The 19,340-nt window shown below is 64.6% G+C and carries 17 protein-coding genes; 11 read left to right on the forward strand and 6 right to left on the reverse strand.

Annotated elements, in window-relative coordinates:
- Position 1: 1 nt before the first annotated feature.
- Positions 2 to 313: a hypothetical protein gene (locus BLW48_RS05860; RefSeq protein WP_143047726.1), complete on the forward strand. Its 312-nt coding sequence runs from the start codon at positions 2 to 4 to the stop codon at positions 311 to 313.
- Positions 314 to 370: 57 nt separating this feature from the next.
- On the opposite strand, the gene BLW48_RS05865 is transcribed toward BLW48_RS05860, so the two are convergent.
- The 6 genes from BLW48_RS05865 to BLW48_RS05890 all read right to left on the reverse strand — a co-directional run bounded on the left by BLW48_RS05865 (position 371) and on the right by BLW48_RS05890 (position 5,141).
- Positions 371 to 1,156 carry a peptidylprolyl isomerase gene (locus BLW48_RS05865; RefSeq protein WP_093056904.1) on the reverse strand — a complete coding sequence of 262 codons (786 nt, stop codon included), beginning with the start codon at positions 1,154 to 1,156 and terminating at the stop codon, positions 371 to 373.
- Between the two features lie 127 nt (positions 1,157 to 1,283).
- Entirely contained in the window at positions 1,284 to 1,562 is a 279-nt protein-coding gene (locus BLW48_RS05870) for a BolA family protein (RefSeq protein WP_093056903.1), read from the reverse strand.
- On the reverse strand, positions 1,559 to 2,101 hold the full coding sequence (locus BLW48_RS05875; RefSeq protein WP_093056902.1) for a septation protein A: 543 nt from the start codon (positions 2,099 to 2,101) through the stop codon (positions 1,559 to 1,561). The genes BLW48_RS05870 and BLW48_RS05875 overlap by 4 nt, the downstream gene beginning before the upstream one ends.
- On the reverse strand, positions 2,098 to 2,508 hold the full coding sequence (gene msrB, locus BLW48_RS05880; RefSeq protein ID WP_093056901.1) for a peptide-methionine (R)-S-oxide reductase MsrB: 411 nt from the start codon (positions 2,506 to 2,508) through the stop codon (positions 2,098 to 2,100). The genes BLW48_RS05875 and msrB overlap by 4 nt, the downstream gene beginning before the upstream one ends.
- Entirely contained in the window at positions 2,505 to 3,986 is a 1,482-nt protein-coding gene (locus BLW48_RS05885; protein WP_093173364.1) for a protein adenylyltransferase SelO, read from the reverse strand. The genes msrB and BLW48_RS05885 overlap by 4 nt, the downstream gene beginning before the upstream one ends.
- A gap of 75 nt (positions 3,987 to 4,061) precedes the next feature.
- Positions 4,062 to 5,141, reverse strand: a complete 1,080-nt coding sequence (locus tag BLW48_RS05890) for an AraC family transcriptional regulator (protein ID WP_093056983.1) — start codon at positions 5,139 to 5,141, stop codon at positions 4,062 to 4,064.
- Between the two features lie 222 nt (positions 5,142 to 5,363).
- Here BLW48_RS05890 and BLW48_RS05895 point away from each other — a divergent pair, with 222 nt between their 5' ends.
- From BLW48_RS05895 to BLW48_RS05940, 10 genes are all read left to right on the forward strand, one after another.
- Entirely contained in the window at positions 5,364 to 7,124 is a 1,761-nt protein-coding gene (locus tag BLW48_RS05895) for a carboxylesterase/lipase family protein (RefSeq protein WP_177142304.1), read from the forward strand.
- Positions 7,125 to 7,238: 114 nt separating this feature from the next.
- Positions 7,239 to 8,882, forward strand: a complete 1,644-nt coding sequence (locus BLW48_RS05900) for a 3-(methylthio)propionyl-CoA ligase (RefSeq protein ID WP_093074019.1) — start codon at positions 7,239 to 7,241, stop codon at positions 8,880 to 8,882.
- A 147-nt stretch (positions 8,883 to 9,029) separates the two neighbouring features.
- On the forward strand, positions 9,030 to 10,259 hold the full coding sequence (locus tag BLW48_RS05905; RefSeq protein ID WP_093056898.1) for a branched-chain amino acid ABC transporter substrate-binding protein: 1,230 nt from the start codon (positions 9,030 to 9,032) through the stop codon (positions 10,257 to 10,259).
- 199 nt (positions 10,260 to 10,458) lie between these two features.
- Positions 10,459 to 11,700 (forward strand): branched-chain amino acid ABC transporter substrate-binding protein, encoded by a 1,242-nt coding sequence (locus BLW48_RS05910; RefSeq protein ID WP_093056897.1) that lies wholly within the window; start codon positions 10,459 to 10,461, stop codon positions 11,698 to 11,700.
- A gap of 83 nt (positions 11,701 to 11,783) precedes the next feature.
- Positions 11,784 to 12,737 (forward strand): branched-chain amino acid ABC transporter permease, encoded by a 954-nt coding sequence (locus tag BLW48_RS05915; protein ID WP_093056896.1) that lies wholly within the window; start codon positions 11,784 to 11,786, stop codon positions 12,735 to 12,737.
- 4 nt (positions 12,738 to 12,741) lie between these two features.
- Complete coding sequence (locus BLW48_RS05920) at positions 12,742 to 14,085, forward strand: branched-chain amino acid ABC transporter permease (RefSeq protein WP_093173368.1); 1,344 nt, start codon at positions 12,742 to 12,744, stop codon at positions 14,083 to 14,085.
- Positions 14,082 to 14,852 (forward strand): ABC transporter ATP-binding protein, encoded by a 771-nt coding sequence (locus BLW48_RS05925; protein ID WP_093173370.1) that lies wholly within the window; start codon positions 14,082 to 14,084, stop codon positions 14,850 to 14,852. The genes BLW48_RS05920 and BLW48_RS05925 overlap by 4 nt, the downstream gene beginning before the upstream one ends.
- A 1-nt stretch (position 14,853) precedes the next feature.
- Positions 14,854 to 15,549 (forward strand): ABC transporter ATP-binding protein, encoded by a 696-nt coding sequence (locus BLW48_RS05930; RefSeq protein ID WP_093056893.1) that lies wholly within the window; start codon positions 14,854 to 14,856, stop codon positions 15,547 to 15,549.
- Positions 15,550 to 15,698: 149 nt separating this feature from the next.
- Entirely contained in the window at positions 15,699 to 17,804 is a 2,106-nt protein-coding gene (locus BLW48_RS05935) for a 3-hydroxyacyl-CoA dehydrogenase NAD-binding domain-containing protein (protein ID WP_093074025.1), read from the forward strand.
- A gap of 28 nt (positions 17,805 to 17,832) precedes the next feature.
- The gene (locus BLW48_RS05940) at positions 17,833 to 19,308 is read left to right on the forward strand and encodes a M20 family peptidase (RefSeq protein ID WP_093173371.1); all 1,476 of its coding nucleotides are present in this window, start codon (positions 17,833 to 17,835) and stop codon (positions 19,306 to 19,308) included.
- Positions 19,309 to 19,340: the final 32 nt, after the last annotated feature.

A 19,340-nucleotide genomic window follows, 5' to 3' on the forward strand; every position in this document is an offset into this window, starting at 1 on the left:
GGTGCTCGACCTCGATCACCCGCGAAGCCGGCATGTGCTGGAAGCGTCGCGTGTCGAGGATCTGATCCGCATGCTGTTGCTCGCATGGCGTGAAGACGAGGCGGCAGCTTCGTCCGCGCGCACTGAGATCCTGCAGACGCTGCTTCCGCAGCTGGAGGCGCTCAACGCCGCGCACTTCGGCGCATCGAAGAAAATCTACCGCACGCTCGACGCGCTGGGCCGCGCGGTGCAGGGCGCGGATGCCGGGAAGGCATGGCGGGCGTTCGCAGCGCTCGACGGACCGGGCGACAACTTCGGCACCTGGGCGATCTGAATAAAGACACCCAAAAAAAAGCGGCCCGTAGGCCGCTTTTCTTTTGCCTGGATCGAGTTACTCGACCTTGGCCTTGGCGCGCAGATCCTCTTGGTACTTCTGCAGGCGCTGCTGCTGCAGTTGCTGCGTGATCTGCGGCTTCACTTCTTCCAGCTTCGGCAGTTGGGCCTGGCGGATGTCGTCGACGCGGATGATGTGATAACCGAACTGGGTCTTGACCGGGGTGGGGGTGGTTTCGCCCTTCTTGAGCTTGATCATCGCTTCCGAGAACTCGGGCACGAAGCTCGCGGGGTTGGCCCAGTCGAGGTCGCCGCCGTTGGCGCCCGAACCCGGGTCCTTGCTCTGCTTCTTGGCGATGTCTTCGAACTTGGCGCCCTTCTTCAGGTCGGCCATGATCTTCTTGGCCTGGTCTTCGGTCTCGACCAGGATGTGGCGGGCCTTGTATTCCTTGCCGCCATTGGCCGCCACGAACTTGTCGTACTCGGCCTTCACGTCTGCGTCCGAGACCGGGTTGGTCTTGCGGTAGTTCTCGAACAGTGCGCGGATCAGGATGGCCTGGCGGGCGAGTTCGAGCTGGTTCTTGTAGTCGTCGCTGGCGTCCAGGCCCTGCTTTTGCGCTTCCTGCATGAACACTTCGCGAGCCACGATTTCCTCGCGCAGCTGGCTCTGCATTTCAGGCGTCACCGGACGGCCTGCGGCTGCCAGTTGCTGGGCCAGAACGTCCATGCGGGCCTTGGGCACCGGCTTGCCGTTCACGATGGCTGCGTTCTGCGCCAGAGCCGCCATGGACGTGGCACCGAGCAGCACTGCGGCCGCGACGGCCTGCAAGATTTGTTTTTTCATGGAATGAATATCGAGCTGGAAAGGAAATGCGCGTGTAGGAAAAGGCGCGGGAAAGAAAGCAGGGATAGGGAAGAAAACAAGGGGAGCAACGGCCGGTGCAAACGCGGCGTGCGATCCGGTGGACGACTCAGAGCACCTCGATGGCGATGGCGTGCAGACCCTGTGCGATAAAAACCTGGAGGGCATCATACACAAGCCGATGTCGCGCCACGCGGGGCTTCCCTTCGAACAGAGGGGAGGCGATGCGCACGCGGAAATGGGTGCCGCGGCCCTCCGCGTTGGCGCCCGAATGGCCTGCGTGGGCGGCGCTCTCGTCGATCACTTCGAGCTGCGTGGGGCTAAGCGCCTCGCGCAGCGCGGCTTCGATGTCGGCGGCTGTGGGCAGCAGTGTGGTGCTCGTCGTCATGCCGTCGGCTTGTCTTCGTTCTTCAGGTGCGGCGCGATGTACAGACCCTGCGCCACCAGGAAGACGATGGGGAACACATAGCCCCAGAGCTTGAAGTTGACCCAGGCCTCGGTCGTGAAGTACGCCGCCACGTAGCCGTTGATGATGGCCATGAACAGGCAGTAACCGATCCACGCCACATTGAGCCGGCCCCAGATGCGGTCGGGCAGCTCGAGCTGCGAGCCCAGCAGCATCTTCAAAAAGTTCTTCTTCAGCGCCCAGAGCGCCACGGCCAGCGCAATGGCCATTGCGCCGTATAGCACCGTCGGCTTCCACTTGATGAAGCGGTCGTCGTGCAGCGCCAGCGTGAGCGTGCCGAACAGCAGGATCAGCACCAGCGTGGCTTTCTGCATGGCCTGCAGCTTGCGCTCGGTGGCGTAGATGATCGCCATCTGCACGACAGTGGCGGCCATCAGCACGCCGGTGGCGGTGTAGATGTCGCCGAGCTTGTAGGCGCCGAAGAACAGCAGGATCGGGAAGAAGTCGAGGAGCAGTTTCATTTTTTCTGGAAGTCGAGCGACGCCGAGTTCATGCAGTAGCGCAGGCCGGTTTCGGTAGGGCCGTCGGGGAACACGTGGCCCAGGTGGGCGCCGCAATTGGCGCAGACGTTCTCGGTGCGCACCATGCCGTGCGAGCGGTCGACGATGTTGCGGATGGCACCGGGTACGGCTTCTTCCGAGAAGCTGGGCCAGCCGCAGCCCGCGTCGAACTTGGTCGTCGACTCGAACAGCTTGGCGCCGCAGCACACGCAGTGATACGTGCCGTCGTCCCAATGTGCTTCGTACTTGCCGGTGAAGGGGCGTTCGGTGGCGGCGTGGCGCGTTACCTCGAAGGCAGCGGGCTCGGCGCCTTTTTCAGCGAGCAGGGCTTTCCATTCGGCGTCGGTTTTCTGTACGGGAGTGGTCATGATGAGCAGCTGATTTCGATCGTGGAGGCCCAGTCGGGCGGGAAGCCGGCCAGTGCGTCGGCGTCGGGATGTTCTTCAAATGGGGACTGGAGCACAGCCAGCAAGGTTGCCACAGCCGAGTGGTCCTTTTGCTGACTTGCTTCGATGGCTTGCTGTCCCAGGTGGTTCCGCAGCACGAATCCGGGATTCGATTTGAGCATCAGATCGGCGGCTTGCGCGCGCCCAGTGAGCGTATGGCGCTCCGAAAACGCTAGCGCCCATGCATCGAAACCCTCGCGGTCCAGGAACAGGTCGCGCACCGGCTCGACGTTGCCGTCGGCCATGTAGTTCGAGAGCCGTCGCCAGAAGATCGTGTAGTCGACCTTGCCCGCGGCCAGCAGCTTGAGCACACCCTCGATGAGCGCGCGGTCGCCTTCGGCCGCCTCGGCAAAGCCCAGCTTGGCGCGCATGCGGCCTTCGAACTCGTTCGGGAACACCGTCTTGTAAGACTCAAGCGCGGCCACCGCCACTTCCTGGTCGCCGATCAGCGGCAGCAGCGCCTGCGCCAGGCAGAACAGGTTCCAGTAGGCGACGTTGGGCTGCTGGTTGAAGGCGTAGCGCCCGTTGGTGTCGCTGTGGTTGCAGATGTGGCGCGGATCGAAACCGTCGAGGAACTGGAACGGCCCGTAGTCGATGGTGAGCCCGAGGATGCTCATGTTGTCGGTGTTCATCACCCCGTGGCAGAAGCCCACGGCCTGCCATCGGGCGAGCAGGGCGGCGGTGCGCTCGCTCACGGCTTCGAGAAAGGCTGCGTACGCGTTGCCGTTGAAGCGGTCGGTGGTGCGGCACGCCGGGTAGTAGCGGTCGATGACGTAGTCGGCCAGCGCGCGCAACTCGTCTTCACGCTGGTTGGCCGCGAAGTGCTCGAAGTGGCCGAATCGGATGAAGCTGGGCGCCACGCGGGTCACGACGGCCGAGCTTTCGGGCTCCTCGCGGTACACGCGGGCGTCGGAGCCGGTCACGCAGAGTGCGCGGGTGGTCGGGATGCCGAGGCCGTGCATGGCCTCGCTGCAGAGAAACTCGCGGATGCTGGAGCGCAGCACCGCGCGGCCGTCGCCGCCGCGCGAGTAAGGCGTGCGGCCCGCGCCCTTCAACTGCACTTCGAGCCCGTTTTCGGTTTCGCCGATCATGATGGCGCGCCCGTCGCCCAGCTGGCCGGCCCATACGCCGAACTGATGGCCGCTGTAGACCGTGGCAAAGGGGCGTGTGCCGGCGATGGGCAGGCTGCCGGTCAGGGCCGCCAGCGTTGCATCCGACGAATGCCAATCAGGCGGCAGGCCCAGCTCGCGGGCGACGGCTTCGCTGCGGCCCACCCAGTACGGATCGGGCAGCGGCGTCGGCCGCAATTCGGTGAGAAAGGCCGGGCCAAGGGTGGCGAAACCGGGTTTCCAGCGCAGCCCAAGGTCCGCGACCTCGGTGTCTTCAGCAAGCAAGCTCATGGGCGGATTGTCCGGCACAGCGCGTAACCCCTTGTCAAGCGGGCCATCGCGGCCCCAGCACGAGGCTTGGGAAGCTCAGGCGGCCAGCGGCGCGGGGCTGTCCCAGATGCGCGCCCGGTACTGCGCCGGCGGCACGCCGAACCAGCGCTTGCAGGCGCGAAAGAAGTTGCTGGTGTCCACGAAGCCCAGCATGTCAGCCACGTCGGTCAGCGTATGCCGGTCTTCCGCCAGGTACTGCTGCGCGAGCTCTCGGCGGGTGCGGTCCAGCAGGCCCTGGAACGACACCGACTCTTCCTGCAGCCGTCGCTGCAGCGTGCGCTCGGCCAGTCCCAGGCCCGAGGCCACGTCCTGGCGGCGCGGCTCGCCGTGCTGGAGCCGGCGTGCGATTTCGGCGCACACCAGGCTGCTGGTGGTGGTCTGGCCCAGCAGGTTCAGTTGATCGTCGAGCAGGTGCTCCTGCATCTCGCCGAGCACCGGGTGGAAGGTGGGCAGCGGCATCGTCATATCGGCCGTCGACAGCAGCAGCCGGTTGGCGACGGCGTTGAAGCGCACTTCGCAGCCGAAGGCCTCGCGGTGCAGCCGGTCGTTGGCCGGCGCGGGGTACACGAATTCCATGGCCAGCGGCTGCAGCTCGCGCCGCGTGAGCCACTGGCACTGCATGAACACGGTCAGCAGGGCGTATTCGACGCGCTGGCGCGGAATCGGCAGGCTGCCGCCGGTGTGCTCCATCACCATCCAGCAGCCGCGCGGCTCGGGGTGCATCGAGAAGGCGGTCGCGTCCGAGATCACCGCCATGTAGCGCGTCAGCCGTGTGAGCGCAGCGCCCAGGTCTGGGCTGCAGGCCATGGCGTGACCGACCGTGCCCAGCTTGCTGTGCGTGGCGGCCAGGTCGCGGTGCAGGCCCAGCGTGGGCTTGCCGGCGCGCGCCACCGCGAGCTGCCAAAGCACCGAGATCTCGTCGACCGGGATGCGCGTGTTCTGGCGGTGCAGCGAATCGGGGTCGAAGCCGGCATCGCGCAACAGCGAAGGCACGTCCAGCCCCTCGGCCTCGAACATCGACAGCACGCCCTCTAGCCACGCGGCCGAGCTGGTGCGCAGCTCCGGCTGCGGCATGCCGCCGGCCCGTCGCTGCGGCCCGCGTTGGCGGTGCGACAGGGAGGCTCCTGAAGTCATTCGTTTGGCTTCCTTGCGATAGCGGTGAAAACGACGCCGGTTTCTAGAATTTTTTGCGTGCTCGGCGGCCCGGAGTATGGGTGCCGCGCACCAGGCCAGGAATTCCGATTAACCCGGTGTGGAGACAAAAACATGAAGACAGAGACAACGGCACAAAACCAGGGTGCAGCAAGAAAAACGGCGGTGGGCAAGGCCATCGCCACCATGGCGACAGCGGCGGCCCTTGCGGCTCTCTCGGCCTGCGGAGGCGGATCGTCCGGTTCGTCCGGCTTCACCTTCCTGCCGAGTGCGCCCCCACCGGCGCCAGCGCCCCCGGCTCCGCCTCCAGCCGACGGCCCGATGGTGCGCCAGACCACGGCCGGCAAGATCGAAGGCGTGGACGACGGCGACAGTTCGGGCACTTACTACTGGAAGGGCGTCCCGTTCGCCCAGCCGCCCGTGGGCGCGCTGCGCTGGCGCGCACCGGTCGCGCCCGAAGCCTGGAGCGACATTCGTCCGGCCACCAAGTTCGGCAATGCCTGCCTGCAGATCGGCCGCATCTTCAGCCCCGGCCTCAACAACACATACGACGCCACCATCGGCACCAACCTCGGCAAGCCGGTCGGCAGCGAAGACTGCCTGTTCGTCAACATCTGGCGCCCGGCGACGGACGAGAAGAACCTGCCGGTGCTGCTGTTCGTGCATGGCGGCAGCAACATCTCGGGCTACACGGCCGACCCGCTGTACGACGGCGCCAAGCTGGCGAAGACCGCCAACGCGGTGGTCATCACCGCCAGCTACCGCCTCGGCATCCTGGGCTTTCTCAACATGCCGCAGCTGAAGCCGGGCGGCACTGCGGGAGACGACTCCGGCAACTTCGCGCTGCTCGACAACATGGCGGCGCTACGGTTCATCCAGAACAACGTTGCCAACTTCGGCGGCGATCCGGGCAACGTCACGCTGTCGGGCGAGTCGGCCGGCGCCACCAACCTGCTGTCGGTCATGACCTCGCCGATGGCCAAGGGCCTGTTCCACAAGGCCTTCGAGATGAGCGGCGGCATTTCGCTCGCGAGCAACCTGCCGCCCGGTACGCTGCCTTCGCTGTCGCCGGCCTCGACCTCGCTCGCGCAGGGCGCGGCCATCCTGGAGAAGCTGCTCGTTGCAGACGGCACCGCCGCCGACGCGACCGCTGCCAAGGCCTACATCGCCACCCGCACACCGGCCCAGATCGCCGAGTACCTGCGCGCGCAGGACGGCGGCAGGATGCTGGGCACCGTGGTCGCCGCGGGGCTGGGCTCGGTCGGGCCCATTCCAGATGGCACCGTGATCCCGACCGACCCCATCGGCGCCATCGCGGCCGACCAGTACGTGAAGGTGCCCATGCTCGCGGGCAACACGCGCGACGAGGGCAAGCTCTTCGCGTCGCTGCTGGGGACCATCGGCTTTCCGACCTCGGGCTGGATCGTCAACGACGCCCAGCGCTTCACGCTGATGTTCAACTTCGACCCCGATGCCGCACCCACGCTCACCGTGAACGACATCATCGACCCGTTCTACCTTCCGGTAGACAAGCCCGGCACCGGCTACAACGCAGCCACCGCGCTCATCACGAAGGGGCTGTTCGAGGCCAATCGCAGCAACCTGCTCGACACGATGAAGACGCGCCAGTCGAACATCTGGCACTACCGTCTCGACTGGTCGCAGGAAGCGGCGCCGTGGAATGACGTGTATGGCGCCTCGCACGCCTTCGACCTGCCGTTCGTGTTCGGCAATTTCGGCCCCTCGGTGCTGTCGAACGTCATGGGCGGCAAGGCCAACGAGAAGGGGCGGCTGGCGCTGTCGAACGCCGTCATGGCCAGCATCGGCGCCTTCATGCGCAAAGGAGATCCGAACACGCCCGAACTTGGTGCGACCTGGGCGCCGTGGCCCTCGCAATTGCTGCTCGACGCCACGCCGCTGGCGGCCAAGATCACGCCGGTGCAATGAGCCGCTTCGTTCAATCGTGCAGTGCGGGTTTGTGTCATTGTGGAAGTGGCCGAAGCTTGCGTGAATCCGTTGTCCGCAGGTTTTCATGAAGTCATTTCACATAGGAGTTCGTAGATGCTGGGTTTGATGCAAGACCAACCGCTTTTGATCTCGTCGCTGATCGAGTTCGTCGAGCGCCACAACGGCGACGGCGAGATCGTCTCGCGCCGTGTCGAAGGCGACATCCACCGCTGCACATGGAGCGACATCGCATCGCGCGCCAGGCAGGTGGCCAACGCACTGGACGGCGAGCAGTTGCTGTTCAGCGACCGCATCGCCACCCTGGCCTGGAACGGCTATCGCCACCTGGAGCTGTACTACGGTGCGAGCGGCAGCGGCCGCGTGCTGCACACCATCAACCCGCGCCTGCACCCCGACCAGATCGCGTGGATCGCCAACCATGCCGAAGACCAGATCCTGTGCTTCGACCTCACGTTCCTGCCGCTGGTGCAGGCCGTGCATGCGCGCTGTCCCACGATCCGGAAATGGGTTGCACTGTGTGATGCGGACAAGCTCCCCGCCGACAGCGGCGTGCCCAACCTCGTGAGCTACGAAAGCTGGATGGGCGCGCAGTCCACCGACTACGAGTGGCCCAGCTTCGACGAGAACTCCGCCTCGAGCATGTGCTACACGAGCGGCACCACGGGCAACCCGAAGGCCGCGCTCTACAGCCACCGCTCGACCATGCTGCATGCCTACGCCGCGGCCTTGCCCGACGTCATGCGCCTGTCGGCACGCGACTCGGTGCTGCCGGTGGTGCCGATGTTCCACGTCAACGCCTGGGGCATTCCGTACTCGGCGGCGCTGGTGGGCTGCAAGCTCGTGTTCCCCGGCCCGGCGCTGGACGGCAAGTCGGTGTTCGAGCTGATCGAAGGCGAGGGCGTGACCTTCGCGGCGGGCGTGCCCACCGTGTGGCAGATGATGCTCGGCCACATGCAGGCGAACGGGCTGAAGTTCAGCAAGCTCAATCGCACTGTCATCGGCGGTTCGGCCTGCCCGCCGGCCATGATCAAGGCGTTCCAGGAGAACTACAACGTCGAGGTGCTGCACGCCTGGGGCATGACCGAGATGAGCCCGCTGGGCACGCTGTGCACGCTGAAGAACAAGCACTTGTCGCTGCCGGCCGACGCGCAGCTGCAGATCCGCATGAAGCAGGGCCGCGCCATCTTCGGCGTCGACATGAAGATCATCGACGGCGACGGCAAGGAACTGCCGTGGGACGGCAAGGCCTATGGCGACCTGCTGGTCAAGGGCCCGTGGATCGTCAAGGAATACTTCAAGGGCGAGGGCGGCAATCCGCTGATTCCCGACGAGCAGAACCGCGGCTGGTTCCCCACCGGCGACGTGGCCACCATCGACGCCGAGGGCTATCTGCAGATCACCGACCGCAGCAAGGACGTAATCAAGTCAGGCGGCGAGTGGATCAGCTCCATCGAGATCGAGAACATCGCCGTCGCGCATCCGGCCATCGCCATGGCCGCGTGCATCGGCGTGTTCCATCCGAAGTGGGACGAGCGGCCGATCATCGCGGTCGTGAAGAAGCCCGGCGCCGAAGTCACGCGCGAAGAGCTGCTGAAGTTCTACGAGGGCAAGACTGCCAAGTGGCAGATCCCGGACGACGTGGTGTTCGTCGAGGCCATTCCGATCGGCGCCACCGGAAAGATCCTCAAGACCAAGCTGCGCGAGCTGCTGAAGGACTACAAGCTGCCGACCCTCTGAAGACAAGGACACGAGCCAAGCCCACCCGCACTGTCGCCTAAGCGATAGGAAAGCCGCCCCGGCGGCCTTCCTTCCGGGCATTCCCTGTGCGGCGAAGAAAAGGGCGCTTGTACGCTGGCATTCCGCCTTTCACACTGGAGACTCTTCATGCAATTTGCTATCAAGTCAGTAGCTGCCTGTGCAATGCTGGTGAGCGCTGCCGCCGCATTCGCTCAGAAGGGCGAGACCGTCAAGATCGCCTGGCTCGACCCGCTGTCGGGCCTCATGGCCGCGGTTGGCACCAACCAGCTCAAGACCACGCAATTCCTTGCTGAAGAGTTCAACAAGAAGAACCAGTCGGGCGTGAAGTTCGAGATCATCGCGCTCGACAACAAGCTCAGCCCGCAAGAGACCACCGCCGCGCTGCGTTCCGCGCAAGACCAGGGCGCGCGCTACATCATGCAGGGCAACGGCTCCGGCCCCGCGCTAGCCATCATCGACGCCGTCGAGAAGAACAACGCGCGCAATCCGGGCAAGGAGCTGCTCTACATGAACTACGCGGCGGTCGACCCCGACCTGACCAACAGCAAGTGCAGCTACTGGCACTTCCGGCTGGACGCCGACACCTCCATGAAGATGGAGGCGCTGACCACCTGGATGAAGGACCAGCCCGACATCAAGAAGGTCTACATCCTCGGCCAGAACTATGCCCACGGCGTGCAGGTGTCCAAGTTCGCCAAGGAAGACCTGAAGGTGAAGCGCCCCGACATCCAGATCGTGGGCGACGACCTGCATCCGCTCGCGCAGGTGCGCGACTTCTCTCCGTACATCGCCAAGATCAAGGCTTCGGGCGCCGACACCGTCATCACCGGCAACTGGGGCTCTGACCTGTCGCTGCTCATCAAGGCGGCCAACGACTCGGGCCTGAACGTCAAGTTCCTGACCTACTACGCGCCGGGTGCGGGCACGCCCACGGCCATGGGCGCCACTTCCGACGGCAAGGTCTACACCGTCGCCTACGCCCACTACAACATGGGCGGGGAAATCCAGCAGCTGCTCGCCGGCTACAAGAAGCGCATGAACGACGACCTCACGCAGTCGTCGATCTATCACGTGTTCGCGCTGCTCGATGCCGCCTTCGCCAAGACCAAGTCGACCGACCCGGTCAAGGTGGCCGCGGCGCTGGAGGGAATGAAGATCAAGAGCTTCAACGGCGAGGTCGAGATGCGCAAGGCCGACCACCAGCTGCAGCAGGGCCTGTACATCTCGCGCTGGGAAAAGGCCAGCGCCAAGTACCCCTATGACGCGGAGAACACCGGCTACACGAACGTTCCCGTGAAGTACTACGAATCGTACGTGGCGAGCACGCCCACGTCGTGCCAGATGAAGCGCCCCTAGGCGTCTTTGTGAACGCGTTTCCTACCCATTGGTAGCAGCTGTCTACCAACGGGTAGCAAATTGGAGAAACGCGGTGTCGCATGCGCGATAGAAACGGGCCTTTGCAGCACCCCTCTTACGGGCATTCCCTGAGGGGAGGGGCTGCAAACGCTTGTACTCTCGTGCGGCGTTTTGAATCGGTTTGACCAGGAGATATAGATTGAAGTTCGCTCTGAAAATCGCTACCGCGGCCGTCATCGCGGCAACCGCCACCGGCGCCCTTGCCCAGAAGGGTGAAACCGTCAAGATCGCATGGCTCGACCCGTTGTCGGGCCTCATGGCCGCGGTCGGGACGAACCAGCTCAAGACCTTCCAGTTCTTTGCCGAAGAGTTCAACAAGAAGAATGCGGCAGGCGTGAAGTTCGAGATCATCGGCATCGACAACAAGCTCAGTCCGCAAGAGACCACCAGCGCACTGCGCTCGGCGCTCGACCAGGGCGCGCGCTACATCGTGCAGGGCAACGGCTCCGGCCCTGCGCTGGCCATCATCGACGCGCTCGAGAAGAACAACGCGCGCAATCCCGGCAAGGAAGCGCTGTACCTGAACTACGCCGCCGTCGACCCCGACCTGACCAACAGCAAGTGCAGCTACTGGCAGTACCGCTTCGACGCCGACACGTCGATGAAGATGGAAGCGCTGACCACCTACATGAAGGACCAGCCGGAAATCAAGAAGGTCTACCTGCTCAACCAGAACTACGCGCACGGCCAGCAGGTCTCCAAGTTCGCCAAGGAAAACCTCAAGAACAAGCGCCCCGACGTGCAGATCGTCGGCGACGACCTGCATCCGCTGGCCCAGGTGCGCGACTTCGCGCCGTACATCGCCAAGATCAAGGCCTCGGGCGCCGACACTGTCATCACCGGCAACTGGGGCTCCGACCTCGCGCTGTTGATCAAGTCGGCCAACGACTCGGGCCTGAACGTCAAGTTCTACACCTACTACGCCGTGACCAGCGGCACGCCGACCGCCATGGGCGCAGCGTCCGACGGCAAGGTGTACCAGGTCGGCTATGCCCACTACAACATGGGCGGCGACATGCAGAAGTACGCCGAAGAGTTCAAGAAGAAGTTCAACGACGACCTCTACACCACCGACGTCTACACCGTGTTCCAGGCGCTGACCGAAGCCTTCGTGAAGACCAAGTCGACCGACCCCGTCAAGGTGGCCGCCGCCATGGAAGGCATGAAGTTCAAGAGCTTCAACGGCGAGATCGAACTGCGCAAGACCGACCACCAGGCACAGCAGGGCCTGTACATCGCCAAGTGGGAGAAGGCCAGCGCCAAGTACCCGTACAGCCCGGAGAACACCGGCTACACGCTGGCCCCGGTGAAGTACTACGACGCCTACGTGGCCAGCACGCCCACCTCCTGCCAGATGAAGCGGCCCGGCGGCGCCTCCTGATCGCTGTCTGATCGCCACCTGACAGGTCGAGGCCCGACTTCAACACTCGGGCCTTTTTCTTTTTTACCTGACACGAAAGACCGATGAACGTCGAATTCTTCGTCATCTCGCTGCTCAACGGCGTGAGCTACGGCTTGCTGTTGTTCATGCTGAGCTCTGGCCTCACGCTGATCTTCAGCATGATGGGCGTGCTCAATTTCGCGCACGCCAGCTTCTACATGCTGGGCGCCTATTTCGCCTACACGCTGTCGGGCGTCGTCGGTTTCTGGCCGGCGCTCTTCATCGCGCCGCTCTTGGTGTTCGCGCTGGGCGCGGCCTTCGAGCGCTACTGCCTGCGCCGGGTCCACAAGTTCGGCCACGTGCCCGAGCTGCTGGTGACCTTCGGTCTTTCATACCTGATCCTTGAACTCGTGCAACTGGTGTGGGGCCGCTCCACGGTGCCGTACGGCCTGCCGTCGGCGCTGCAGGGCCCGCTCTTCTCGCTCTACGGCACGCAGTTTCCCAAGTCGCGCTCGTTCATCATGCTGGTGGCGGTGCTGATGCTGGTGTCGGTGTGGCTGCTGCTCACGCGCACGCGCATCGGCCTGGTCATCCAGGCGGCGCTGAAGCACCCCGACATGGTCGAGGCGCTGGGCCACAACGTGCCGCGCGTGTTCATGCTGGTGTTCGGCGGCGGCGCAGCGCTGGCTGGCCTCGCGGGCGTGGTCGGCGGCAACACCTACGTCACCGAGCCGGCCATGGCGGGTTCGGTCGGCTCCATCATCTTCGTGGTGGTGGTGGTCGGCGGCATGGGCTCGCTGGCAGGCGCCTTCCTGGCCTCGCTGATCATCGGCGTGGTGCAGACCTTTGCCGTGGCCATGGACCAATCGCTTGCCACCGGCCTGCAGGCGCTCGGCGTGGCGGTGAGCGACCAGACCTTCGGCTACGAGCTGCTGAAGCTCACCATCTCGCAGGTGGCACCGATCCTGCCGTATCTGTTCCTGGTGCTGATCCTCATCTTCAGGCCCAAGGGTCTTCTCGGGACGCGGGAGGACTGACGCCATGAACACTGCAACCACCACAACCACGCCAGCCGCTTCGGCCACCAAGGCGCCGACGCAGTACTACCGCTTCAAGCCGCTGAACATCGGCCGCATCCTGATCTGGTCTTTCTTCGCGCTGCTGCTGATCGTGGCGCCGATGATCTTCACCAGCAGCCTGGCTCTCACCATGCTGTCGCAGATCGGCTACCTCATCATCATCTGCCTGAGCTACAACATGCTGCTGGGGCAGGGCGGCATGCTCAGCTTCGGGCATGCGGTGTACGTGGGCCTGGGCTCGTTCATCGCCATCCACGCGATGAACCTGGCCAGCGCCGGCAAGCTGCCGATTCCGCTGGTGCTCATCCCGCTCGTGGGCGGCCTGGGCGGCATGTTCTTCGCCGTGGTGTTCGGCTACGTGTCGACCAAGAAGTCGGGCACCACCTTCGCGATGATCACGCTCGGCCTCGGCGAGCTTGTTGCCGCCATGGCGCTGATGTTCCCGAGCTTCTTCGGCGGCGAGGGCGGCATCACCACCAACCGCGTGTACGGCGCCTCGGTCTTCGGCATCAACTTCGGGCCGCAGAACCAGGTGTATTACCTGATCGCCGTGTACTGCTTCATCTGCACCGGGCTGATGTTCGCCTTCACCGGCACGCCCCTCGGGCGCATGCTGAACGCGGTGCGCGACAACCCGGAGCGCGTGGAGTTCATCGGCTACAACACGCAGCGCGTGCGCTACTACGCCTTCATCATCGCAGGCTTCTTCGCGGGCATCGGCGGCGGGCTGGCTGCCATCAACTTCGAGATCGTGAACGCGGCCGACAGCCTGAACGGGCTGCGCTCGGGCAGCTACCTGCTGTTCACCTTCCTGGGCGGCGCGACCTTCTTCTTCGGGCCGATCATCGGCGCGGCATTGCTGGTGTTCGCGCTGGTGCTGCTGTCCGAGCTCAGCAAGGCCTGGCTGCTGTACGTGGGCCTGGTGTTCCTGCTGATGGTGATGTTCGCGCCCGGCGGCGTGGCCAGCCTGATCATGATGAACGTGCGCGTGGCGCTGTTCGGCAAGATCAAGCGCTTCTACGCACTCTACGTGGGCCTCTTCATCGGTGCGGCCATCATGCTCGCGGGCGCTGCCGCCATCGTCGAGATGATCTATCACATGCAGCTGAATGCGGCGCTCGGGCCCGTGGTGCCGCTCGCGGGCCTGCAGCTCGATACCTCATCGGCCACTAGCTGGATCATCGCGGTGGCGCTGCTGGCGGTGGGCCTGGGCGTGTTCGAGGTGGTGCGCCGTCGCTTCGCGAAGGTCTGGGGCCATGCACAGGAAGAAATCGAAGCCGAGATCAAGCGGCGGGAGACGGCATGACCTATTCACTTGAACTCAAGAACCTGCGCAAGAGCTTCGGCAAGACCGACATCATCCGCGGCGTCGATCTGGCCGTGACGGCCGGCGAGCGCATCGCCATCATCGGGCCGAACGGCGCGGGCAAGTCCACGCTGTTCAACCTGATCAGCGGGCGGCTCACGCCCACCAGTGGCGAGGTGCTGCTCAACGGCCAGCGCATCGACGGCATGAAGCCGTACGAGATCAACCGCATGGGCCTGTCGCGCAGCTTCCAGATCACCAACATCTTCCCGAAGCTCACCGTCTTCGAGAACCTGCGCTGCGGCGTGCTGTGGAGCCTGGGCTACAAATACACCTTCCTGCGCTTTCTCTCGAACCTCGACGACGCCAACGAGCGCACCGAAGAGCTCATCAAGCAGATCGGCCTGGAGAAGAAGCGCGACGTGCACGCGGTGAACCTCACCTACGCCGAGCAGCGCGCGCTGGAAATCGGCGTGACCATTGCGGGCGGCGCCAGCGTCATCCTGCTGGACGAGCCCACGGCGGGCATGAGCAAGACCGAAACCTCGCACTTCATCTCGCTCATCAAGCACGTCACGGTCGGCAAGACACTGCTGACGGTGGAGCACGACATGGGCGTGGTCTTCGGGCTGGCCGACAAGATCGCGGTGGTGGTGTACGGCGAAGTCATTGCCTTCGACACGCCTGCTGCCGTTCGCGCGAATGCGCGCGTGCAGGAGGCCTACCTCGGCTCGTCGGTCGCGGATGCACAAGGGGCGGGACACTGACATGCTGAAGCTCAAAGACATCCACGCCTACTACGGCAAGAGCCATGTGCTGCACGGCGTTTCGTTCGACGTGAACCCCGGCGAAATCGTCGCGCTGCTGGGCCGCAACGGCTCAGGCCGCTCGACTACCGCCAAAGCCATCATGGGCCTGGTGCACGCCGAGGGCGGCCTGCACTGGAAGGGGCAGGACATCCTGCGTCGCAAAGCCTACGAGATCGCCCATTTCGGCATCGGCTACGTGCCAGAGAACCGCGACATCTTCCCCAAGCTCACGGTGCACCAGAACCTGCTGCTGGGGCAGAAGGGCTCGGGCAAGGGCAGCCGCTGGTCGTTCGACGACATGTACGGCATGTTCCCGCGCCTGAAGGAGCGCCAGCACACAGAAGCGGGCGTGCTCTCGGGCGGCGAGCAGCAGATGCTCACGCTGTGCCGTACGCTGATGGGCGACCCCGACCTCATCATCATCGACGAGCCCACCGAAGGCCTCGCGCCCAAGATCGTCGAGCTGGTGGGGCAGTACCTGCGCACGCTGAAGGACAAGGGCATCTCGGTGCTCCTGATCGAACAGAAGCTCACCATTGCCATGCAGATTTCAGACCGCGCGCTCGTCATGGGCCACGGCAGCATCGTGTTCGACGGCACGCCGGACAGCCTGCGCGCCGATGCAACAACTCGCAAAGAGTGGTTGGAGGTTTGATACCCCCAGGGGATTCGGGCCACGCCCCGGATCCCCTTGTCTCTCCAGCGACTGCGTGCCATTGTTGGGCCACGCGAAACGCCTAGAATCTCCCGAAAAAGAACACTCGTGCTTTTTCTTCTTTTTCTTCACACACCAAGGAACGCAGCATGACGGCTGAATACAAAGTGCTCGGCGATATCGCCGTGATCACACTGACCAACCCTCCGGTCAACGGTCTCGGTTTCTCGACACGCATCGGCATCACCGATGGCCTGTCGAAGGCCAATGCCGACGACGCCGTCAAGGCCATCGTCATCACCGGCGCCGGCAAGGCTTTCTCGGGCGGCGCGGACATCAAGGAGTTCGGCACGCCCAAGGCGCTGCAAGAGCCCAACCTGCTGAGCGTGATCCTCGCGCTCGAAGCCTCTCCCAAGCCCATCGTCGCATCCATCCACTCGGTGTGCATGGGCGGCGGCCTCGAACTGGCCCTGGGCTGCCACTACCGCGTGGCTGCCCCCGGCACCAGCGTGGCACTGCCTGAAGTCAAGCTGGGCCTGCTGCCCGGCGCCGGCGGTACGCAGCGCCTGCCGCGCGTGCTCGGCGTGGAAACCGCCCTGAACATGATCGTCAGCGGCGAGCCCGTGAAGAGCGAACTGCTCGCGAGCCTGCCCGGCCAGAAGCTGTTCGACAAGCTCGCCGCCTCGGCCGAATCGGTGTTCGAAGAAGCCGTGGCCTTCGCCAAGAGCGTGGCCGGCAAGACCGGTGAAGCGCTGCCGCTGGTGCGCAACCTGCCGTGCAAGCACCCGCAGGGCGACGCCTACTTCCAGTTCGCCAAGAACATGGTCGGCGGCATGTCGAAGAACTACCCGGCGCCGCTGAAGTGTGTCGACGCCGTGCAGGCCGCGACGAAGCTGAAGTTCGACGAAGGCATGGCCGAAGAACGCCGCCTGTTCACGGCGCTGATGTTCACGCCCGAATCGCTGGCCCTGCGCCACCTGTTCATGGCCGAGCGCGCCGCGAGCAAGATTCCCGACGTGCCCGAAGACACGCCCAAGCGCGAGATCAAGGCCGTTGGCGTGATCGGCGCCGGCACCATGGGTGGCGGTATCTCGATGAACTTCCTGAACGCGGGCATCCCCGTCAAGATCCTCGAGATGAAGCAGGAAGCGCTCGACCGCGGCGTTGCCACCATCAAGAAGAACTACGAAGCCCAGGTCAAGAAGGGCAAGCTCAAGCAGGACAAGTACGAGCAGCGCATGGCGCTCCTGAGCACCACGCTGAGCTACGACGACCTGAAGGACGCCGACCTCATCATCGAAGCCGTGTTCGAAGAAATCGGCGTGAAGGAAAAGGTCTTCAAGGAACTCGACCGCGTCGCCAAGAAGGGCGCGATCCTGGCCTCGAATACCTCGACGCTCGACGTCGACAAGATCGCCTCGTTCACCGACCGTCCGCAGGACGTGGTCGGCATGCACTTCTTCAGCCCCGCCAACGTGATGAAGCTGCTCGAAGTGGTGCGCGGCAAGGCCACCGCCAAGGACGTGCTCGCCACGGTCATGGACATCGGCAAGAAGATCAAGAAGACCTCGGTGGTCTCGGGCGTGTGCGACGGCTTCATCGGCAACCGCATGATCGAGCAGTACTCGCGCCAGGCCGGCTTCCTGCTGGACGAAGGCGCCACGCCGCAGCAGGTCGACAAGGCCGTCGAGAAGTTCGGCTTTGCCATGGGCCCGTTCCGCATGGGCGACCTGGCCGGCAACGACATCGGCTGGGCCATTCGCAAGCGCCGCGCCACCGAGCGCGCCGACATGAAGTACAGCCGCACGGCCGACAAGCTCTGCGAACTGGGCCGCTTCGGCCAGAAGACCGGGGCAGGGTGGTACGACTACCAGGCCGGCAAGCGCGACGCCATTCCGTCGGAACTCGTCAACAAGATGATCGAGGACCACCGCAAAGAGCTTGGCATCACGCCGCGCAAGATCTCCGATGAAGAGATCGTGCAGCGCCTGGTGTACGCCCTGGTGAACGAAGGCGCGCACATCCTGGAAGACGGCATTGCTTCGAAGTCTGGCGACATCGACATGGTGTACCTCACCGGCTACGGCTTTCCGATCTGGCGCGGCGGCCCGATGCACTACGCGTCGCAGGTCGGCCTGTACAACGTGGCCGAGACGATGAAGCGCTTTGCCAAGAACCCGCGTGATGACGGCGCGTTCTGGCAGCCTGCACCGCTGATCCAGAAGCTCGTGGCCGAAGGCAAGCAGTTCAGCTGATCCACTAAGGCAAAGGGACCGACCGCCAATGTTGAAACGCATCTTCCTCGGGCTGCTGCTGGCAATCGTCTTGCTGGTGGCCGCCGTGGCGGTCAAGACCTGGACCACACCGTCGCAGCAACTGGCGGTGGCGCCCGCGCCGAAGCTGGACATCGACCTGCAGGCGGCCGCCAAGCGGCTCTCTACAGCGATCACGTTCCGCACGGTGTCGGGCATGGACGATCCGGCTGCCAACGCGGCCGAGTTCGACAAGCTGCACGCATTCCTCGCGCAGCAGTTCCCGAAGGTGCATGCCACTCTCAAGAAGGAAGTGGTCGGCAACAAGGCGCTGCTCTACACATGGACCGGCACCGATCCCTCTGCCAAGCCCATCGCATTGATGGCGCACCAGGACATGGTGCCCATTGCCCCGGGCACCGAAAAGGCGTGGACGGTCGACCCCTTCGCGGGCGAGATCAAGGACGGCTTCATCTGGGGCCGCGGCACGCTCGACAACAAGAGCAATCTTTTCGCGCAGATGGAAGCCATCGAGTTGCTCATCGGCGCCGGCTTCAAGCCCAGGCAGACCGTCTATCTCGTGATGGGCGACGACGAAGAGGTGAGCGGCCTGCGCGGTGCGCTACCGATTGCCGAACTGCTCAAGTCGCGCAACGTGCGCCTCGACTGGGTGCTCGACGAAGGCCTGCTGGTGCTCGACGGCGTGCTGCCGGGCCTGAGCAAGCCCGCGGCGCTCATCGGCCTGGCTGAAAAGGGCTATGGCACCTTCTTCCTCTCGCTCGACACCTCCCCCGGCCACTCGTCGATGCCGCCGCAACACAGCGCCATCGGCAGCATGAGTGCGGCGCTGGCACGGCTCGAAGCCAACCCGATGCCCGGTGGCATCAAGGGCGTGGCCGGCCAGATGTTCGGCGCGCTCGCGCCCGAGATGAGTGGCGTCAATCGCGTGATGCTGTCCAACCTGTGGCTCACCGAGCCGCTGGTGCGCGGCCAGCTCGAGAAGAGCCCGAGCAGCAATGCCATGCTGCGCACGACCACCGCGCTGACCATCGTTCGCGCCGGCAACAAGGACAACGTGCTGCCCGGCCGCGCCGAGGCCGCTGTCAACTTCCGCATCCTGCCGGGTGACACGCTCGCCAGCGTCGAGGCCCACTTGCGCAAGACGCTGGCCAACGACGACATCAAGATCAAGCAGTACCCCGGCAACGCCGAGCCGTCGCCCGTGTCGGCGACCGACAGCACCGGCTACCGCGCGATCCAGCAGGCCGTGCGCCAGACCTTCCCCGATGCGGTGGTGGCCCCAGGCCTCATGACCGCCGCTACCGACTCGCGCCACTTCAGCCTCGTGAGCGACGCCGTCTTCCGCTTCTCGCCGTTCCGCGTGAAAGGCGAAGACCTCGCGCGCTTTCACGGCAACAACGAACGCCTGGCCATCTCGAACTACGGCGAGATGATCGGCTTCTATCACCAGCTCCTGAGCAACACCAACGCTGCTCCGGCGCAATGACGACAACCTCTTTTCCCTTCCATCTGCTTCAA

Source organism: Variovorax sp. YR266 (genome assembly GCF_900107295.1).
In the GTDB taxonomy this organism is placed as follows: domain Bacteria; phylum Pseudomonadota; class Gammaproteobacteria; order Burkholderiales; family Burkholderiaceae_C; genus Variovorax.